The 20,216-nt window shown below is 28.9% G+C and carries 15 protein-coding genes; 11 read left to right on the top strand and 4 right to left on the bottom strand.

Features of this window, described 5'->3' with window-relative positions:
* Positions 1–104: 104 nt before the first annotated feature.
* Both gtfA and HCG70_RS11690 read right to left on the bottom strand, forming a co-directional pair.
* On the bottom strand, positions 105–1,568 hold the full coding sequence (gtfA, locus tag HCG70_RS11695) for a sucrose phosphorylase (RefSeq protein WP_042397777.1): 1,464 nt from the start codon (positions 1,566–1,568) through the stop codon (positions 105–107).
* Between the two features lie 22 nt (positions 1,569–1,590).
* Positions 1,591–2,547, bottom strand: coding sequence for a carbohydrate kinase family protein (locus tag HCG70_RS11690; protein WP_042397774.1), 957 nt, complete (start codon positions 2,545–2,547; stop codon positions 1,591–1,593).
* Between the two features lie 195 nt (positions 2,548–2,742).
* Between HCG70_RS11690 and HCG70_RS11685 the strand changes: the two genes are divergently transcribed.
* The 4 genes from HCG70_RS11685 (at position 2,743) to HCG70_RS11670 (ending at position 9,789) form a co-directional block, all read left to right on the top strand.
* Positions 2,743–5,529: a glycoside hydrolase family 3 C-terminal domain-containing protein gene (locus HCG70_RS11685; RefSeq protein ID WP_221697811.1), complete on the top strand. Its 2,787-nt coding sequence runs from the start codon at positions 2,743–2,745 to the stop codon at positions 5,527–5,529.
* A gap of 153 nt (positions 5,530–5,682) precedes the next feature.
* Entirely contained in the window at positions 5,683–5,757 is a 75-nt protein-coding gene (locus tag HCG70_RS17815) for a hypothetical protein (protein WP_242858424.1), read from the top strand.
* Positions 5,758–6,018: 261 nt separating this feature from the next.
* Positions 6,019–8,208, top strand: a complete 2,190-nt coding sequence (locus HCG70_RS11675; RefSeq protein WP_042397767.1) for an alpha-galactosidase — start codon at positions 6,019–6,021, stop codon at positions 8,206–8,208.
* A gap of 222 nt (positions 8,209–8,430) precedes the next feature.
* The gene (locus HCG70_RS11670; protein WP_055275035.1) at positions 8,431–9,789 is read left to right on the top strand and encodes an MFS transporter; all 1,359 of its coding nucleotides are present in this window, start codon (positions 8,431–8,433) and stop codon (positions 9,787–9,789) included.
* A 64-nt stretch (positions 9,790–9,853) separates the two neighbouring features.
* Here HCG70_RS11670 and HCG70_RS11665 read toward each other — a convergent pair whose 3' ends face one another.
* Positions 9,854–10,711 carry an AraC family transcriptional regulator gene (locus HCG70_RS11665; RefSeq protein ID WP_055275038.1) on the bottom strand — a complete coding sequence of 286 codons (858 nt, stop codon included), beginning with the start codon at positions 10,709–10,711 and terminating at the stop codon, positions 9,854–9,856.
* A gap of 221 nt (positions 10,712–10,932) precedes the next feature.
* On the opposite strand from HCG70_RS11665, the gene HCG70_RS11660 reads away from it, so the two are divergent.
* The 5 genes from HCG70_RS11660 (at position 10,933) to HCG70_RS11640 (ending at position 16,905) form a co-directional block, all read left to right on the top strand.
* Complete coding sequence (locus tag HCG70_RS11660; protein WP_042397758.1) at positions 10,933–12,186, top strand: ABC transporter substrate-binding protein; 1,254 nt, start codon at positions 10,933–10,935, stop codon at positions 12,184–12,186.
* Between the two features lie 19 nt (positions 12,187–12,205).
* On the top strand, positions 12,206–13,069 hold the full coding sequence (locus tag HCG70_RS11655; RefSeq protein WP_221697810.1) for a carbohydrate ABC transporter permease: 864 nt from the start codon (positions 12,206–12,208) through the stop codon (positions 13,067–13,069).
* Complete coding sequence (locus HCG70_RS11650; RefSeq protein WP_042397752.1) at positions 13,069–13,953, top strand: carbohydrate ABC transporter permease; 885 nt, start codon at positions 13,069–13,071, stop codon at positions 13,951–13,953. Before HCG70_RS11655 ends, HCG70_RS11650 begins: the two co-directional genes overlap by 1 nt.
* A 352-nt stretch (positions 13,954–14,305) precedes the next feature.
* A complete protein-coding gene (locus HCG70_RS11645; protein ID WP_154820633.1) occupies positions 14,306–16,072 on the top strand; it encodes a 1-deoxy-D-xylulose-5-phosphate synthase in 1,767 nt (588 codons plus the stop codon).
* Positions 16,073–16,290: 218 nt separating this feature from the next.
* Positions 16,291–16,905, top strand: a complete 615-nt coding sequence (locus tag HCG70_RS11640; protein ID WP_154820632.1) for a sugar O-acetyltransferase — start codon at positions 16,291–16,293, stop codon at positions 16,903–16,905.
* A 90-nt stretch (positions 16,906–16,995) separates the two neighbouring features.
* On the opposite strand, the gene HCG70_RS11635 is transcribed toward HCG70_RS11640, so the two are convergent.
* Positions 16,996–18,054 (bottom strand): AraC family transcriptional regulator, encoded by a 1,059-nt coding sequence (locus tag HCG70_RS11635; protein WP_052330648.1) that lies wholly within the window; start codon positions 18,052–18,054, stop codon positions 16,996–16,998.
* A 249-nt stretch (positions 18,055–18,303) separates the two neighbouring features.
* On the opposite strand from HCG70_RS11635, the gene HCG70_RS17445 reads away from it, so the two are divergent.
* Positions 18,304–18,771 carry a hypothetical protein gene (locus HCG70_RS17445; RefSeq protein WP_260457819.1) on the top strand — a complete coding sequence of 156 codons (468 nt, stop codon included), beginning with the start codon at positions 18,304–18,306 and terminating at the stop codon, positions 18,769–18,771.
* 12 nt (positions 18,772–18,783) lie between these two features.
* Positions 18,784–20,082: a PHB depolymerase family esterase gene (locus HCG70_RS17440; protein ID WP_311776466.1), complete on the top strand. Its 1,299-nt coding sequence runs from the start codon at positions 18,784–18,786 to the stop codon at positions 20,080–20,082.
* Positions 20,083–20,216 lie beyond the last annotated feature (134 nt).

Here is a 20,216-nt window from a genome sequence, read left to right as displayed (position 1 = left end):
ATATTACTGGAAATCAAAATTTCCAGTAATATTTGATTTATAAGAAACTATATTACACAAAATTATCTACAGTCTCATTATTATTAAGTTAAAATACCATATCATTAAATAGTGTATCTTTCAACAATACCATCATCATTTATATATTTAATTGTAGATTTGCTAGTAGTTAAATCAACATTTAAAGTACAATATTTATTATCTTTTTTCCATGTTAGGATGATTTCAGTATCACTTGAAGGTTCAACAGTGAAGTCTCCATCAAATGCAGGATAATCATTTCTAAAGTCAATTAGCTTAAGTAATCTTTGAACTACCTCTTGACTATATGCTTTATCAATTTCTTCTAAAGTAAAGTTATGTCTATTAATTTCACGACCTTCTCCAGTACGAGTAACATTTTCAACATCATTTTCGCCAGCTAATAACCCAACATAATAAACTTGTGGAATACCAGGGGCAAAGAATTGAATTGCTCTTGCGCTTAAGTATGCATCATCATTGCATCCTAAAACTGAATAGTAAGAACATCTTATTTGATGAACATCAAATCCATCTGGACTCTTATGAGCATCAGAATGAACTAAGCTTAAATTTGCACCATGATTTAAGCAATGATCAACAATCTTTCTAGCATCAGCTGTAGATACTAAATCATCAAGATCAGGTTTTACAGGAATACCATCATGGCAATCTAACATTGTAAATTGATTAGTTGGTCTGTTTTTTAAGTAGTCAGTAAGTGCTGAACTTGATTTGTTAACTAATGTGCTAAGTATAGTATATGGTAATATAAAGTCATATATATAGTTACCGTATTTAGCTAACTTATATTGAGTAGTATAGTGGGAATGAACTTCAGGTAATAAATCAATATCTAAAGATTTAGCTAAATCAGATACCCAGTCTAAGAACTTATATATTTCAGGTTCAACGAAGAAACAACTAGTTCCAAGTTTCTTTATTACATATCCAACAGCATCAAGTCTTACAATTTTAACATTGTTTTTGTGGAAGTTTTCAAAGAATTCCTTTAATAAGGCTCGTACAGCTTCAGAATTTATGTCTAAATCAATTTGTTCTGAAGGTGTTTCTTTACCAAAAGTAGTCCAAACAGAAACTTCTTCACCTTTTATATTAAATGTTGAATAAGGAACTTGTCTACGTAAGAACATCTTATTTATATCTTCCTGAACTGGTTTGCCATCGGACCATATTTTATCTAATGTTATAAATAAATTTGCATATTTTGAATCTCGCCCATTCTTTAAGAAATCTTGGAAAAATACAGAGTTTTTAGAAATATGATTAACCATTAGATCAAGAAGGATATCATAGTTTTCAGCTAATTTACGAATATCTTCCCAAGTACCAAATTGAGGTTCTATTTCTAAGTAAGTTAGTGGCGCGAATCCCCTATCTCCTGATGATGGGAATGGAGGAAGTATATGAATACCACCTTTAAATGTTTTTGGAAAATATTTTGTAAGAACATTATTTAATGTTTTTAAATCTCCACCAAGAGAATCAGGATAAGTTATAAGTTGAACTTTATTTTTAACTGCCATTTTTATATCTCCTCTTAATTAATTATATATTATAAATTGTTTTTAATTCTTCTATTGAAGGCAATTTAGCAATTGCTCCTACATGTTTAAGTTTGAAGGCACTTGTTGCAAAACCTATATTTAAAGCTTCTTTTAAAGTGTAATTGCTAGTTATAGCTGTGTAGAATCCACCCCAGAAAGCATCTCCAGCACCAGTTGTATCAATAACTTCAGTAGCTAAAGTATTGAATTTGATAGTTTTAGTTCCGTCAGAAACTATTGCACCATATTTACCTAAGGTCATTATTACAAGCTTTGCACCACACTCTATAAATTTGTTTACATGATTTTCAGGAGTATCAGGTCCAAAAATTCTTTCAGCATCAACTTCAGAAGGCTTTATAATATCTACTTTACCTATAAGGTTTTTTATATATTCTATTCCATCATGTCCTTCTTCCCAAATCATTTCGTGATAATTTGGATCAAATCCTATAAGAACATTATTTTTTCTAGCTTCTTCAATAACCCTTTCAATCATTTTTCTTGATTTTGATTGAGAAATAGGCCAGCAAGAAAAATGAACTATTTTACTATTTTTTAATGTTGAATCTATGTCTGAATTATATTCTAAGTTGTAATCTGCACTACGATAGAAAATTGGTAGTGGAGTTTCTTTGCTCTTAGTTACAAGTACCATACTTGTAGAATGATTTACTGAGTTAATTAAGTTTGTGTCAATGTTATTGTTTTTTAAGTGATTAATTAAAAACTTACCTAATCCGTCATTTCCAACGCAAGCTGTTATAATAGGATTACCACCAAGTCTTTTTATATTCATAGTTATATTAGCCGGTGAACCACCAAAAAATCTTGAATATTTATTGGAGTTGAAATTAGTATCATAATCATCAGAAATCATATCTACTAAAATTTCCCCAATTGTAAATACGTCATTTATTTTATCTTGGAATTGTATAGTATTACTAAAATTAAACATTGTTACCTCCAAATAGTTTTCTATAACTAGAGTATAGATATTATTTACTAATATGTCAATCGCTTGACATATAAAATTAATTTTTTTAAGTTTAAAAATATGGATAATTTTACAAAAAAATAGATGGTATAATATAAGGAGATAATAAAAATATATATGAATGATAAAGGGTGAGAATAATTTAAGGAGGATATTATGGGGAAATATAGCTTAGATTTAAAGGAATATGCAAGGCTTGCTAGAGAAGTTGCAGCTGAAAGCTGTGTATTATTAAAAAATGATAATAATACACTTCCACTAAAAAAAGGAGATAAGGTAGCAGTTTTTGGTCGAAGTGCTTTTAATTATTATAAAAGTGGATTAGGTTCTGGAGGACTTGTAAATACAAAATATGTGGTAAGTATATTAGATGCTTTAAGGAATGAAAAGGATATTGTTTTAGATGAAGATTTATTAGAAATATATAGTGAGTGGATTAAAGAAAATCCATATGATGAAGGACATGGATGGGGAACTGTACCTTGGTCTCAAAAAGAAATGAAATTAGAAGATTATATAGTAAGAGTAGCTAAGGAAAATGATATTGCATTAGTTATGATAGGCCGTACTGCAGGTGAGGATCAAGATAGTAAAAATGAGGCTGGAAGTTATCTTTTAACAGATGTTGAAAAAGATATGATAAAAAAAGTGAGCCAAGCATTTAAGAGAACTGTAGTAGTTTTAAATGTTGGTAATATTATAGATATGAAATGGGTAGATGAGTATAACCCATCAGCAGTACTTTATGCTTGGCAAGGTGGGCAAGAAGGGGGAAATGGAGTTGTTGATGTTTTAACTGGAAGAGTAAATCCATGTGGAAAGTTAACTGATACTATTGCAAAAAATATAGAAGATTATCCATCTACTAAAAATTTCGGAGATCCAGAGAGAAATTATTATGAAGAGGATATTTATGTAGGGTATAGATATTTTGAAACTTTTGCAAAAGAAAAGGTTATGTATCCTTTTGGATATGGATTATCATATACAAGTTTTGATATTAAGGGGAAATTACTTGAATCAACACATGAGGAAATAGTTGTTGAAGCAAATGTAACTAACAATGGCAATATGTCAGGGAAAGAAGTTGTACAAGTTTATATAGAAGCGCCACAAGGTAAACTTGGAAAGCCAGTAAGAGCTCTTGTCGGATTTAAGAAGACAGGTATTATTAAACCCGGTGAATGTGAAAAGTTAATAATAAATATACCTAAAAGTTATATAGCATCTTATGATGATAGGGGTGTAGACGGATATAAATCTTGTTATGTCTTAGAAGAAGGTTTATATAAGATTTATATAGGATCAGATGTTAGAAATGCTGAAGAATCAGGGCAATACGATGAAAAATTTACAATAGTAGAAAGTTTAGAAGAGGCTTGTGCACCAATAGTTTATTTTAAAAGAATTAAGCCTGTATTAGATGAAAATAATAAATTTAATATAGAAAATGAAGAAGTTCCTGTGAGAAGAATAAATCCTAAAGAGAGAATGTTTAAAAATCGTGATGAAGAAATAATTTATACAGGGGATAGAGGCTATAAGCTTGCTGATGTATTTGAAAATAAAGTAAAGTTAGATGATTTTGTAGCACAGTTAAGTTACAATGATTTAATTTGTATGTTTAGAGGAGAGGGAATGTGTAGTCCTAAGGTTACTCCAGGAACAGCAGCTGCATTTGGTGGAATTACTAAATCATTAAGAAACTTTGGAATACCTGTTGCATGTTGTGCTGATGGTCCATCAGGTATAAGAATGGATTGTGGAACAAAGGCATTTTCACTGCCAAATGGGACAGCATTAGGATGTACGTTTAATGTTGATTTAGTTAAAAAACTTTATAAAATGACTGGAATAGAGTTATGTAGAAATAGGATAGATTCTCTTTTAGGACCTGGAATGAATATTCATAGAAACCCATTAAACGGAAGAAACTTTGAGTACGTATCAGAAGATCCAATACTAACTGGAAAGATAGGTGCAGCTCAAGTTATTGGTATTCAAGAAGCTGGATCTACAGCAACAATTAAACATTTTTGTGCCAATAATCAAGAGGCTTCAAGGCGTTTTGTAGATTCAATAGTATCAGAAAGAGCACTTCGTGAAATTTATTTAAAAGGATTTGAAATTGCAGTTAAAGAAGGTAAAGCACGCTCTGTTATGACTACTTATAACCCTGTAAATGGGATATGGACAGCAGGAAGTTATGATTTATGTACTACTATTTTACGAAAAGAATGGGGATTTGATGGTATAGTAATGACAGATTGGTGGGCAGAAGCAAATACTGAAGGTGAAAAGTCTACAAGAGGAAATAAAGCTCCTATGGTGCTAGCACAAAATGATTTATATATGTGTGTATCAAATTCATTAGAAAATCCTGAAAATGACAATGTTAAGGAAAGGTTTGAAGCTGGAGAAGTTACAAGAAGTGATTTGCAAAGAAATGCTAAAAATATATTAAAATTTATTATGAAATCACAAGCAATGTTACATGAGCTAAATTTAATAAGTAAAGAAGATTTAGAAGAAATTAATGCACAAGATGATGATGGGAATATTTCACTAGGGGATATTGTTTATTATTATGCAGATAAGGATAGCAATGATATTATTATAGATGCAAGCAGTTTTAATAATAAAAAAGGTAATTCAGAAGTGTTTGGAATAACTTTAAATGAACTTGGACTTTATAACATTGAAGTAACAATGAAATCAGAACAAGGTCCATTAGCACAGTTACCGCTTTCTATTTATTATGATAATGCATTAAAGGAAACTATTACTATTAGAGGAACGGAAGGTAAATGGGTTACTGAAAGTAGGGAGCTTGGATTTGTTTTTGGGGTAAATCATTATATTAAATTATACTTTGGAGCAAGTGGACTAGATATTGATAAAGTAGTTATTAAATTTGTTGGTAAAGGAAAGTTACCATTTTAAAAAAAAGATAAGAAAAGTGTAGTTGCCTTTAGGGTCAATTAAATATTTAACTTGACCTTGAAGGTAATTTGTGGTCATAGATAGTTGGGTTTCTAAGGCTTATAGGGGGAAACTGGAATTGCTTTATATACATTAATATATAATTCTTATGGAATGAGACTAGTTGCACATGAGCCTTTTGCTTCTATTGAAGTAGAAATAAGTGATTATAGAAACCATTTTTTGTGAATTGAGTATACAAGCTAATTCTATACTGGAAAAAGATATTTTTATATTTTCTAAATAAATTTTTGCTAAAATAAATATCTACAACTATATCTTTATTAACTATCCCTAAGTATGCTCATCATACTATATTTTTATTATACAACATTTAGACATATATTAATGACATATGGTCATAGTTTTAAATTATATCTAAAAGTATAATATAACTATAGCATGAAAACGTTGTATAGAAATGGAAACATATATAAGTAGGAGGATAATATGGGAATTGTATTTAATGAAGATAATAAATTATTTCACATTCAATCAAAAAGGACTAGTTATATTTTAAGTGTTTTAGAAACAGGACATTTAATTAATCTATATTGGGGAAGAAAAATTAATTCTAATAAAATAAATTATGTAGTTAAAAAGAGGGCGTGTGGAAGCTTTTTAGCGGATTTAGACAATATAGATGCATTGCACTTAGAAGTTATAGCACAAGAATATCCAAGCTATGGAAATCCAGATTTGCGTTCACCTGCAATTCAAGTAAAGCTAGCAAATGGAACTACAGTAACAGATTTTAGGTATGAGAGTCATGAAATTTACAGAGGAAAGAAAAAACTTGAAGGATTACCTGCAACTTATGCTGAAAAAGAAGATGAAGTAGAGAGTTTAGAAATAACATTAAAAGATGAAGTAGCTAACTTAAGAGTTATATTATCTTATACTGTATTTGAAAATTATGATTCAATAACAAGAAGTTGTAAAGTTATAAATGATAGTAATGATGAAGTTGATATATTAAGAGCTTTAAGTGCGAATGTTGATTTTACACATAGTGAGTTTGATTTAATTCAATTATCAGGTTCTTGGGCTAGGGAAAGACATATAGTAAGAACAGCTTTAAGAAGTGGTGGACAATGTATTGAAAGTAGAAGAGGAGCAAGTAGTCATGCTCAAAATCCATTTATAGCATTAGTAAGTAAAGATGCAACAGAAGATAAAGGAGAGGTTTATGGATTTAATTTAATTTATAGTGGAAACTTTTTAGCTAGTGTTGAAGTAGATATGCATAGTAATGCAAGAACACAAATTGGTATAAATCCATTTGATTTTACTTGGAATTTAGAATCAGGGCAATCATTCCAAACACCAGAAGTTGTTATGGTATATTCACCTAATGGATTAACAGGAATGTCTCATATTTATCATGATTTATATAGAGAAAGATTATGTAGAGGAGCTCATAGAGATAAGGAAAGACCAATACTTATAAATAATTGGGAAGCAACATATTTTGATTTTAATAATGAAAAAATTAAAGAGATTGCTAAGGAATCTAGTAAGCTTGGGATAGAATTATTTGTTTTAGATGATGGTTGGTTTGGAGAAAGAAATAATGATGATTGCTCACTTGGAGATTGGTTTGTAAACGAGGAAAAGCTTAAAGGAGGATTAAATTCTTTAGCTACAGATATTAATAAAATGGGAATGCAATTTGGTTTATGGTTTGAACCAGAAATGATTTCACCAAAAAGTAAGTTATATGAAGAACATCCAGATTGGTGTATTCATATTGATGGAAGAATAAGATCAGAAGCAAGAAAACAGCTTATATTAGATTTATCTAGAGATGAAGTTTGTGAAGCTGTAATAAAAATGCTTACAGATGTGTTGAAATCAGCACCTATATCATATGTTAAATGGGATATGAATAGAAATATGACAGAAATAGGATCAACAGCATGGCCTGCAAAAAAACAAAAGGAAATTGCTCATAGATACATGTTAGGTTTATATAAAATATTAGAAAATATAACTTCTAATTTCCCTAATATACTATTCGAAAGTTGCTCTGGTGGCGGTGGAAGATTTGATGGTGGAATGTTATACTATATGCCACAAACTTGGACAAGTGATGATACAGATGCAATAGAAAGATTAATGATTCAAGAGGGAACGTCATTAGTATATCCAACCAGTTCGATGGGAAGCCATGTATCCGCTGTACCGAATCATCAAGTTCATAGAATTACACCACTTAATACAAGGGGAGTAGTAGCAATGGCAGGAAGCTTTGGTTATGAATTAGATGTAACTAAAATGAATGAAGAAGAAAAAGAAGAAGTTAAAAAGCAAGTTGAGTTTTATAAAAATATTAGAAGTACTGTTCAATTTGGAGATTTGTATAGATTGAAAAGCTCATTTGATAGTAATGAAGCAGCTTGGATGAATTTATCTAAAGATGGCAAAGAAGTAGTAGTAAGTTATGTTAAGAAGTATGCTGAAGCTAATGTAATACCAAGAAGATTAAAAGTTAAAGCTTTAGATGAAAATTCATTATATGAAGTAATTGAAACTGGAGAAGTATTTGGTGGAGATGAACTTATGTATATAGGGCTTGAAATTGGAGAACTTATGGGAGACTATCAAGCTAAGAACTGGACTTTAAGAAAAGTTGATTAAAAATTTATAATATAAATATTAAGATAGCATAAATTTAAATAGTAGTTTTATGCTATCTTTTTTAGAGTTTTAATAATATATCTAACATTTAACCATATTTTAAAAACATTAATACGTTTTCGAGAGCAATAGCTATGATTATAATTAAAATGTAGAAACAAACATAATAGTGATAATAAAACAATTGTAGCAAAAAAAGTAATAACAAGAGAGGTATTAAATATGGAAGTATTAGAGAAAGTAAATAGGAATGAAAGTGACGTTTCTATGAAAACGTTAATTTCTTTTGGAATGGGGAGTTTAGGCAATAATATTATATGTGCAATGATAGGTACATATTTAACAATTTATTTAACGGATAGCTTTGGGATAAGTGCAGCTGCTGTAGGTACATTGTTTTTGGTTGCAAGAATAATCGATGCAATTACAGATCCTATTATGGGAATGATTGTTGATAATACAAAGTCTAAGATGGGGAAGAGTAGACCATATCTTTTATTTGTTCCAATATTCATGGGAATAGCGACGATAATGTGTTTTTCATCACCAAATTTAAGTGATACAGGAAAAATAGTTTGGGTATATATATCTTATATACTATGGGGTATATGTTTTACAGCTATGGATACACCTTATTGGTCATTATCTGCTAATATAACTCAATCAGCACAAGGAAGAACTAAAATTATAACATCAGCTAGAACCATTGCCTTTGGAGGGAGTTTAGTTGTTTCAGTATTTACTCTTCCCTTAGTAGCTAAGTTTGGAAATTGGACGATAGTAGCAATAGTATATTCTATAACAGCTGCAATTTGTACTTGGGTTACTGTATGGGGAGTTAGAGAAATAAATACAAATAGAAAGCCACAAAAACAAGGAATTAAGCAATTAAAAGAACTTTTTAAAACAAATAGACCTTTAAGAATTGTATTAATATCTATGTTAATGTTAGAAATAACTTATGCTCTAAGAAATGGGTTTTCAATATATTATATAAAGTATAATTTCAATGCAGAATTATATATTCCTTTAGTAACTGGAATTAGTATAACAACAGGAATGCTTGGTGGAATTTGTACACCTAGTATAACAAAAATACTGGGAAAAAGAAAAACAGCCTTATTTGGAATAGCAATTAATGCTATTGGCTTTTTATCAATATTTTTATTAAAATATTCAAACTTAAAAATGATGTTAGTGATAAATGCTTTTATGGGGCTTGCTGAAGGGGCAGCTAATATATCTTTAGCATCAATGGTTGCAGATTGTGTTGAATATGGGGAATGGAAAACAGGTAAAAGATCAGAGGGAATGATATTCTCTTCAAATATATTTAAAACAAAACTTGCAAGTGCAATAGGTGGGGCTTTATGTGGATATGTATTAGCATTTGTTGGATATGAAGCAAATGTAGCACAAACCGTAAATACATTAAATGGAATACATATAATGTATTCAATAATACCAGGAATAATTGCGGTATGTAGTATTATATCTTTAAGAAGATATAACTTAACTGAAAAAGAATATGAAGCGATACTTGAAGATTTAAATAAAGATGAGCCTTTAGAAACAGCATAATTTATAAAAATGTAAATATAAATAAAAACTGGTTTGTAATAAAAAAATACAAACCAGTTTTGTTTTATTGAGATAAAAGAAATTTTTTAGTTGTTTCTTTTTTTGTATCTCTATATTGTTTAGGGCTAACTCCTTTAATTTTTTTAAATGTTTTAGAAAAGGCTAGAGGGTCACTATAGCCACAGGAGTATGCTATATTAGCAATTGGAAGGTCAGTATTATATAATAATTCAGCAGCTTTAGTTATTCTAAATTTCATTAAGAATTTTTGAGGAGACATATTTAAATTGCTTTGAAAAATGGAAGTTAAATAACTTCTATTTAAACAAATATAATCAGCAATGTCTGTTACCTTTATAGAATTATGATAATTATTTTGAATAAATTCAATTGCTTTATTTATGTAATTATTAGTATTTTCCTCCCTTGTTAATGATGAGGTTTCTTTATGATCTTCACACAGTTTTGAGAAGAATAAGTATAATAATCCTTCAATTTTAAAAGCATCAGAATCAGACATTGTATGATGTTTTAACATTTCTAATACATATTCTTTTAAAGCATCATCTTTTTCATAAGTAAAAATTAAATGTTCAGAATCTAATCCAACAGAATTGAGATAAAGTTTAGCTTTATCACCATCGATACCAATCCAAAGATATGTCCAAGGATTATCTTTATCAGCTTGATAAAATGTAACAACATTAGGTTCGATTAAGAAACCTTGATTTTTTCTAACTTTATATTTATTGTCATTTACATAATAATAGCCTTCTCCATCCAATACATAATGAATTAAATAATTTGGGCGAACAGCTGGACCAAATGAATATAAAGGAACACATTTTTCTAATCCGCAGTAACAGAGATATAAATCATTAAAACTTCGATTAGTATTTTCTAAAAAGTATATATCTAACATAAATCCTCCTAAATCTAACATTTAGACATGTGCTTATTAAACCGATATATAAATTTTAAATTAGAAGGATATATATTGCAATATATATTAATTAAAAGATATACTTCAAATAATAAAACTAACATTTAGACATGTTTTAATTACATTAATCTATTTAGAATTATTATAAAAAGTTTTAAAATATAATTATGTAAACGATATAAAAAGAGGGGAATGAGATAATGGGAAAGAAAAAGGTGATAGCAACAATTTTAGTATCAATATCAATGGCAACAACATTATTAACAGGTTGTACAAGTAGTATTAGGATTGGTAATAGTAAAAAGCAGATAGTGTTCTTTAGTAATAAGATAGAAGCTGTAGATACCTATAATAAACTTGTAGAAAAATTTGAAGCCGAAAATCCAGATATAGATGTAGTTGTTAGTGCACCACCAGATGCAACAACTGTATTAAAGACTAGATTAGTAAAAGGTGATGCACCAGATATTATTTCACTATCAGCAGATAGAAGTTTTGCAGATTTTGTAGATGCTAATATATTAGAAGATTTAAGTGGGAAAATAGATTTTAGTGTTATTGATCCGATTTATAATCAAATGCTAAAGGAGTTGGAAATTGAAAGTGTAGATGGAATTTACGGTGTGCCATATGCATTAAATGCAAGTGGAGTTATATATAATAAAGATATATTTGAGGAATTAGGGTTATCAATACCTAAAACATGGGATGAATTTTTAGGGCTAGCTCAAACTGTACAAGATAATGGTATAACACCGTTTTACTTTACATTAAAGGAGTCATGGACTTCTTTACCTGCATGGAACACTATAGCAAGTACTTTAGTTAGTAGTGATTCTTTTAAGAAGGTAAATAGTAAGGAAACTACATTTAATGAAATTTATTCTGAAACAACAGATAAGATTATGAAGTTAATGAAATATGGACATTCTGACAACTTTGGTGTTGGTTATAATGATGGTAATACAGCATTTGCTAACGGGGAGTCTGCAATGTATTTACAAGGTAGTTATGCAATTCCTGCAATTTTAACTGTAAATCCAGATTTAAATCTAGGAATGTTTCCGTTACCTGCATCTAATAATGAAGAGGAAAATAAATTAGTTTCTGGTGTAGATGTATATTTTGCTATTACTAAAGATTCTAAGAATAAAGAGGAAAGTATAAGGTTTATAAACTTTTTATTAGAAGAAGAAAATGCGAAAACTTATATAGATGAACAAAGTGCATTCTCAGCAGTTAAGGGGGTAGTGCAAGAAGATTCAAAATTTGAAGTATTTGATGAATTCTTTGAAAATTCAAGGGTTGTTGACTTCCAAGATCATTATTATCCAGCAGAATTACCAGCATCTGATATGATACAAACATATCTTTTAGATGGGGATAAGAACAAGTTCTTAAATAATTTTCAAAAGGAATGGTTAAAGGCAAATAGACAGTATATTAAAGAATAGTATGAAGGGGTGAATAGAAATGAAAAAAAGAGATATATTTTTCTTGTGTACAATAATACCAATGATAGTTGTATTTTTCTTATTTCACACATTCCCGTTATTAAAAGGGGTAATGTATAGTTTTACTAATTTTAGAGGTTTTGGAGATTTTGATTTTATTGGATTAATGAATTTTAAAGATTTATTTACTGATTCAAGGGTGCTAAATTCATATATGTTTACCTTTAAATTTGCTATAGTTACAACAATAATAGTAAATTTAATAAGTTTAACATTAGCATTAGCGTTAAATTCAAAAATAAAATTTAAAACTACATTAAGAGGATTATATTTTTTACCTAATATTTTAGGTGGATTAATTGTAGGATATATATTTAATTATATTTTTACATTTATACTTCCAAAGTTAGGTGAAGTTATGGGGAGTGAAGTTCTTAGTAAAAGCATACTTGGTAGTACAAGCTTAGCCTGGATAGCTGTTGTAATTGTAGTTTCGTGGCAATCGATAGCGTTTAATACTATAATTTACATTTCGGGGCTTCAAACAATTCCAGATGATGTTTATGAAGCAAGTGGAATTGATGGAGCAGGGAAATGGCTACAATTTAGAAAGATTACATTCCCTTTAATAGCACCATTCTTTACAATAAATATGGTTTTATGCATGAAAAACTTCTTAATGGTATTTGATCAAATAATGTCCTTAACTGGTGGGGGACCTGCTCAATCGACAGAATCAATTTCTATGCTTATATATAAAGCAGGATTTGGTGGAAGTCAATTTGGATATCAATCAGCAAATTCAGTTGTATATTTTATAGTTATTGTAGCTATATCATTATTCCAAATTAAAGTATTAGAGAAGAGGGAGGTTCAATTATAATGGCTGAGGTAGGTTTAAAATCTAATAATAGAAGTAAAGTAAAAAAAATATCTTTTATAAAGAAGGAAGATGGAAAAGTTAATTTGCCAATTACTATATTACTTATTATTTGTTCATTAACAATATTATTTCCACTTTATATAACTATTGTTATTGCATTTAAGCAACCATCAGAAATGATGGGGAATATATTATCACTTCCGAAGTCATGGAGTTTTAGTAATTTTAAGCAAGCTATTGAGATGACTAATTTCTTTCATACAATAATGAATAGTTTATTTATAACAGCGGGAGCTGTAGTGGTAACTATTGTTACAAATTCATTAGTTGCATATGCTATTGCAAGAAATATGCATAAAAAGTTTTATAAATTTGTATATTTTTATTTTGTAAGTGCAATGTTTGTACCATTTTCAATGTTAATGTTACCACTTGTTAAGCAAGTAAGTTTCTTTAACTTAGATAATAAAGTTGGTATGATAATTCTTTATATGGTATTTGGTATATCAATGAATACATTGCTTTATGTTGGATATTTGAAGAACATTCCTCTTGAATTAGAAGAGGCGGCTTATGTTGATGGTGCTAAACAATGGACTGTATTTTGGAAGATTATATTCCCTTTGTTAAAGCCGATGCATGCAACAGTTGGAATAATGACAGCTCTTTGGGCATGGAATGATGTAATGATGCCACTTGTAATACTAAGTGAGCAAAGTTCAGCAACATTACCATTAGCACAATATATATTCCAATCAAAATTTGGGACAAACTATAATGTAGCATTTGCTTCATATCTTTTAGCTTTATTACCATTATTAGTATTCTATTTATTTGCTCAAAAATGGATTATAAATGGTGTAACAAAAGGGGCAATAAAATAATTATAAAAATAGAAATGTATAGAGGATAATTTCTGATGAAAAGGAAATTATCCTTTTTGTATTAATTGAGTATTGATAACAACCTAAAGATGAAAGAAGTTATAGTTGTATTAAAAATTTTTTATAGAAATCAAAATCCTCCTTTTGAGAGAAATCTATTATATATTATTAGAATTGACTATTAGTGCAATTCTAAACTCTTTTAAAGTGAATTTAGTATTGCAATCGAGAATTTAACTTTTCATTTTTGAATAAAATTTAGAAAAAAGTATTGACTTGAAGTTAACTCCAGAATTTAACATAGAGATATAAGAAAAAGTCAAATAAGGTTAAAGGTAGTGGAGGAAAGATTATGAGTAACAATATTTTAAGTAAAGTCAATGAACCAAAAGATTTAAAAGTTCTTAGTGGAGAGGAATTAAATATATTAGCTCAAGAAATAAGAGATGTATTAATAAAAAAAGTAAGCAAAACAGGTGGTCATTTTGGACCTAATTTAGGGATGATTGAAGCAACTATTGCAATGCATTATGTTTTTAATTCACCAATAGATAAAATAGTATATGATGTTTCACATCAATCATATCCACATAAAATTTTAACTGGAAGAAAAGAAAGTTTTATTAATCCAGAAAAGTTTGCTGATATTACAGGATATACATCACAACATGAAAGTGAGCATGATTTCTTTACTGTAGGTCATACTTCAACTTCAATTAGTTTAGCATGTGGATTAGCTAAAGCTAGAGATGTTAAAGGACAAAATGAAAATATTATAGCTGTAATTGGTGATGGTTCTTTAAGTGGTGGAGAAGCCTATGAAGGTTTAAACAATGCTGCAGAATCAGGAAAAAATATAATAATAGTAGTAAATGATAATGACATGTCAATTGCAGAAAACCATGGTGGATTATATAAAAATTTAGCAAAACTTAGAGAAACTAATGGAACTGCAGAAGATAATTTCTTTAAGTCTCTAGGATTTGAATATTTTTATGTAGAAGAAGGAAATAATGTTGAAAATCTTATAGAAGCATTTAATAAAGTTAAAGATACTAATCATCCAGTAGTAGTTCATATCCATACAATTAAAGGTAAAGGATTTGAAGAAGCAGAAGCAAATAAAGAAGCTTTTCATTGGGTAATGCCATTTGATTTAGAAAATAAAGAATCAAATAAAATTGAATTTCCAGAAGGTTACACAGATATTTTAGGGAAATTTTTGGTTGAAAAAGCTAAAGAAGATAAAAAAATCGTAGCAATAACAGCGGCAACCCCAGGGCCAGCTGGATTAAATTATTTCAGACAAGAAGAAAGCCTTAAGGAACAATATGTAGATGTTGGGATAGCAGAAGAACATGCAATAGCCCTTGCATCAGGAATAGCTTCACAAGGTGGAAAGCCAGTAGTATCAATTTTAAGTTCATTTGTTCAAAGAACTTATGATCAATTATCACAAGACCTTGCAATAAATAATAATCCTGCACTTATTATGGTTTCTTGGGCAGGAATAACTGGTGGAGATGTTACACATTTAGGAATATTCGATATACCATTAATATCTAATATACCTAATATAGTATATCTTGCACCTACAAATAAAGAAGAGTATCTTGCAATGATTGAATGGGGTATAGAACAAAAAGATCACCCAGTAGCTATACGTGTACCAAATGGGAATGTTATAACAACTGGAGTAAGTGTTGAACCTAATTTTGGTGATTTAAATGTTTATGAAAAAACTATACAAGGAAATGAAGTTGCAATTATTGGACTTGGATCATTCCATGACCTTGGAAGAAAGGTTCAAGAAAAGTTAAAGGTAGATACTGGAATAAATGCAACGTTAATAAATCCTAGATTTATTACAGGTATTGATAAGGAGATGTTAACGGATTTATTAGAGAGTCACAAATTAGTAATTACTTTAGAAGATGGAGTTCTTGATGGTGGTTTCGGAGAAAAAATTTCTAGATTCTATGGTGATAAAGATATGAAGGTATTAAATTTTGGTGCTACAAAAGAATTTACAGATAGAGTATCAATGGAAGAATTATATGAAAGATATCATTTAACAGAAGAGTTAATTGTTGAAGATATTAAAAATGCATTAAAATAGTAACAATAATTAAATAATATATTAAAAGCGGTTATAGAAATAGGTTCAAAAGTTACTACCTATTTTATAATCATTAAAGTATATATAGGTATTTGATATAAGTATTAGTTATATATAAGTGTTGAGTCATATAATATATGTGTATAGATGAAGTAGAATGAATAAGGAGGCATTGTAGAAATTTTATTGTTAAAAATAGAATTTTTACAAGTTAAAATATGAAACTTAATGAATTTTTAAATTATATGAATAGTGGATTAAATATAGAGGGTGGATCGGAAGTTCATAAATATATGATAGAGCTTAGTCAAGAAGCTATGAAGGTTACATGTGAATTAAACAATTCTTATCATGAACCACAAGAAATCCGTAGATTGTTTTCTAAATTAATAGGTAAACAGGTGGATCATAGTTTTGCTATGTTTCCACCTTTCTATACTGATTGTGGAAAGAATATTAATGTTGGTAAAAATGTATTTATTAACTCAGGATGTAGATTCCAAGATCAGGGGGGAATTCGTATTGGAGATGGTACATTAATAGGGCATAATGTTGTAATTACAACTCTTAATCATAATTTTGAACCAGAACTACGTAGTGGTATGAAACCGGCACCAGTTATTATTGGGAAAAATGTGTGGATTGGTGCTAGTGTGACAGTTGTTCCAGGGGTAACTATTGGGGAGAATGCGATTATCGCAGCAGGATCGGTAGTTACTAAGGATGTTGATTCTAATACTGTTGTTGGTGGAGTTCCAGCAAAGTTAATTAAAACTATAGATAAACACTATAGAGGGCTTAAATCATTTGAAAAAAAGTATAAAAACATATGACAATGGAATATAAAAAAATGTTATTAAAAGTTTGTGAAATTTGTGTAATTATAAATGGATATACAATAATAGATGTATATCCATTTATTTTTAATTGAAATTAATATTATTATTTCTGTAATCAATAGGAGTAACTCCATAAGACTTCTTAAAAATTTTATAGAAGTGAGTACTATTAGAATAACCTACGGAATCAATAATTTTATTAATTGAAATATCAGGATTTTTCAAAAGGGCACATGCATTTTGAAGCTTAATATCTTGAATTATATTTATAAATGTTTTACCAGTGTACTCTTTTAATATACGTGCCATTTGTCTCTCACTATAATTAAACTTAATTGAAAGTTGCTTTAAAGATATTTCTTTATAATTACTTAATATATAATTTAAAATATACATTACATTTCTATCAGTATGGGTTCCAACAGGATTTGGAACTATTATATTTTTAGGATCAGTTCTAAGAAGTCTTATAAAAAATGAAGACATCATAGATGTTAACATTCTATCACAATATCTCAAATCATTAGTAAACTCTTCATACATTTCTAAAGCATAATTAATACTATGTATGTCATCTTGATTAGTAAATAATAAATAAGATTCTGATTTGCTAGAATATAAGCAGTGAGAAAAAAATGCTGATAATATATCATTAGATTTAATTAGTTCAAAAAATGACTTTTCAAAAGTGCTTGACCTAACTAGTAAATTTAAAACTATACAATCATCAGTAAAAATACTAAGAGCATGAGTAGTATTAGGGGCTATTATACATACATCACCCTTTTTTAGCTTTAGATTATAATTTCCTATATCATTACTGCAGAAACCGTTTAACACGAATATAATTTCAAAGAAACTATGTGAATGAATGAAACAAGGACTGTATCTAAGGTGCTTACTAATAATAACATCATTTTCTTTAGGAAATAAAGTTTCAGTCATAGATTCTTTTTTAGAGGAGATTTTAATTGGATCTTTCAATTTACTTACATCTAAATTTAGTTTTTCTAAAAATGAATCAATGGTTTGGGGAATTTTAGGTTTATCAAATTCAAAATTAGGATTATTAAAAAAAATATCTTTATATGTAAGCTCAATATTATTTAATGGTAAATAATAATTTATATCTTTTAAATTCATACCAAATCACCCTTTTATAAAATTTAAGATTATATAAATATAATACATATATTTTACAGGCTTGTCATTAAAATGTTTACAAAAATATGTCAGAAAAGGTTTGTGCTTTATGACGGTTATAAATATAGAGTGTTATCTTCTTATGTAATATTATAAATTTAATGAATGCTTAATTATATAAAAAAGTGAAAACGTTTTGTGGGTATAAACTAAGTAATTCAATTTTAGAATAAAGGGAGTTTGAGGAAAATGATAAAAAAGTGGATTAAAATTTCAATTCTATTGGCAACTATAACAAGTACAACTATGGGGTTAATCAGTTGTGGGAATAGTGTTACTAATACTAGTGGAAACAATATTGAGAGTAGTGAGCAGGCTCAGGTATTAAATGATGGAAGTAAATTAAAGTTAGCAAAGAATGAGGATGGAACAGATACTAACTATTATTATTACAATGCATATGAAGATGGATTTACACCTACAAGGGCAGATGTAGTTATACCTACTTATTATATTTTTGCAGGAAGTAAAACTCAAGAGGAAGCAAATAAAATTGTGGAAGAACTAAATATGATAAATAATTTAGAACAATGGGGTGCACAAGTTTATGTAGTAAATCCATTAAATGAAGAAGGATATGGAAATGATGACAAGGAAGCATTTATTGATTTAGTAGGTATAGGAGTTAAAAATGTAAAAGTAATTGGTATAGATTAAGGTAGTACTTTTGTGAATAATTATATATCACAATCATGTTATTTTGTAGCTGGAATGATGCTTTATGGTGGAGAGATAAATGAAAATTTAGAAAAAAATGATGTAGTTCCAGCATATTTAAGTAATTCAAATGAGAATGTTCAAGCATTTTATAAGCATATAAATGAGGCGACAGAAGAAGAAAATAGTGATAAATATACTATTTATAGAAATAAAGATAATTCACTTCAAGCTGTAGCAGTATCAAGTAAAGAGGAGGATTTATCTGAAGCCTTTAATAATGCATGGGAAAGTATTTTTTCACAAAATTATCGTCAACATAATGATATATCTGAATTTTATAATCTTAGTGCAAGAGATGTAACTGATAGCTATGATTTAATAGAAATTCCTATATTTGAGGATTTAGATATATCTTATAATCAAATGATTGATGAAAGTGTTACTGGAATGAGTGGCAAATATACATGGTTTGAGTATGTTCCTAATTCTATAAATGAAAGTGAAAATGAATCAGTCCCCCTAATAGTAAATTTACATGGTAATCAAAATGACCCAAGATTACAAGGTGATTCAACAGGTTGGCCAGAATTAGCTGCTAAAGAAAACTTTATTATGGTAGCTCCTGAATGGCAAGACAAAGAAGTGAACTTTTTTGGATGTGATGGATTAGGTGAGGAAGGTGTTATGAATTTGATTAAGGATTTAAAGGTTAAATACCCTCAAATAGATCCTTCAAGAATATATTTAACAGGACTTTCAATTGGTGGAGCAGAATCATTTTTATTAGGTGCAAAATATAGTGATGTTTTTGCAGCTGTAGGAATTGTAGCAGGTGTTAATGTATTTGCAGAGGAAGTAACAGAAATCTCAGAAAATTATACTGGTGGGGAAGTACCTCTATTATATATATGTGGAGATCATGATTTCTTCCAAATGATACCTGTAGATGGAAGTAGCCAATATGGAACTCAATATTTATATGGAGATCAGGTTTGGGATGAGGATGAAAATACTCATATTTTTAGTTCATTACAAGCATACCAAAAGATAAATGGTTTAGAAGTAACTGAAATGGATATGAGTAAAAATGAATATTATGGAATTGGACTGGATAATCAGCAATGGACCAAATTAGGGGATAAGGATATGTATACAGGTACATTATCAAATGAAAATGGAGTAGTAATGGAATTAGCAGCAGTTAAGGATTTAGCACATTGGAATTACAAGCCCGAAGCAGAATATATTTGGAATTTCTTTAAAAATTACGAAAGAAATATTGAGAATGGAGAGCTTATATTTAAATAATAGGTATATGAGTAAAAGAGCAAGAGTTTATCCAACGGGTTCCGTTTTAAGGTGCAAAAGTTGCTAATCAAGTTAAAATCTCAATCAAAATCACATGTGAAATCACATTACGATTCACATGTGATTTTTTTTAT

This window comes from Clostridium sp. K04 (assembly GCF_019734375.1).
GTDB classification, from domain to species: domain Bacteria; phylum Bacillota; class Clostridia; order Clostridiales; family Clostridiaceae; genus Clostridium; species Clostridium saudiense.
Note: the sequence above shows the minus strand (reverse complement) of the source record. Positions and strands in the feature narration are given on the sequence as shown.

Coding starts and splice junctions, on each gene's coding strand:
- gtfA (WP_042397777.1), bottom strand. CDS start 1,568: ATGGCAGTTAAAAATAAAGTTCAACTTATAACTTATCCTGATTCTCTT.
- HCG70_RS11690 (WP_042397774.1), bottom strand. CDS start 2,547: ATGTTTAATTTTAGTAATACTATACAATTCCAAGATAAAATAAATGAC.
- HCG70_RS11685 (WP_221697811.1), top strand. CDS start 2,743: ATGGGGAAATATAGCTTAGATTTAAAGGAATATGCAAGGCTTGCTAGA.
- HCG70_RS11675 (WP_042397767.1), top strand. CDS start 6,019: ATGGGAATTGTATTTAATGAAGATAATAAATTATTTCACATTCAATCA.
- HCG70_RS11670 (WP_055275035.1), top strand. CDS start 8,431: ATGGAAGTATTAGAGAAAGTAAATAGGAATGAAAGTGACGTTTCTATG.
- HCG70_RS11665 (WP_055275038.1), bottom strand. CDS start 10,711: ATGTTAGATATATACTTTTTAGAAAATACTAATCGAAGTTTTAATGAT.
- HCG70_RS11660 (WP_042397758.1), top strand. CDS start 10,933: ATGGGAAAGAAAAAGGTGATAGCAACAATTTTAGTATCAATATCAATG.
- HCG70_RS11655 (WP_221697810.1), top strand. CDS start 12,206: ATGAAAAAAAGAGATATATTTTTCTTGTGTACAATAATACCAATGATA.
- HCG70_RS11650 (WP_042397752.1), top strand. CDS start 13,069: ATGGCTGAGGTAGGTTTAAAATCTAATAATAGAAGTAAAGTAAAAAAA.
- HCG70_RS11645 (WP_154820633.1), top strand. CDS start 14,306: ATGAGTAACAATATTTTAAGTAAAGTCAATGAACCAAAAGATTTAAAA.
- HCG70_RS11640 (WP_154820632.1), top strand. CDS start 16,291: ATGAAACTTAATGAATTTTTAAATTATATGAATAGTGGATTAAATATA.
- HCG70_RS11635 (WP_052330648.1), bottom strand. CDS start 18,054: ATGAATTTAAAAGATATAAATTATTATTTACCATTAAATAATATTGAG.
- HCG70_RS17445 (WP_260457819.1), top strand. CDS start 18,304: ATGATAAAAAAGTGGATTAAAATTTCAATTCTATTGGCAACTATAACA.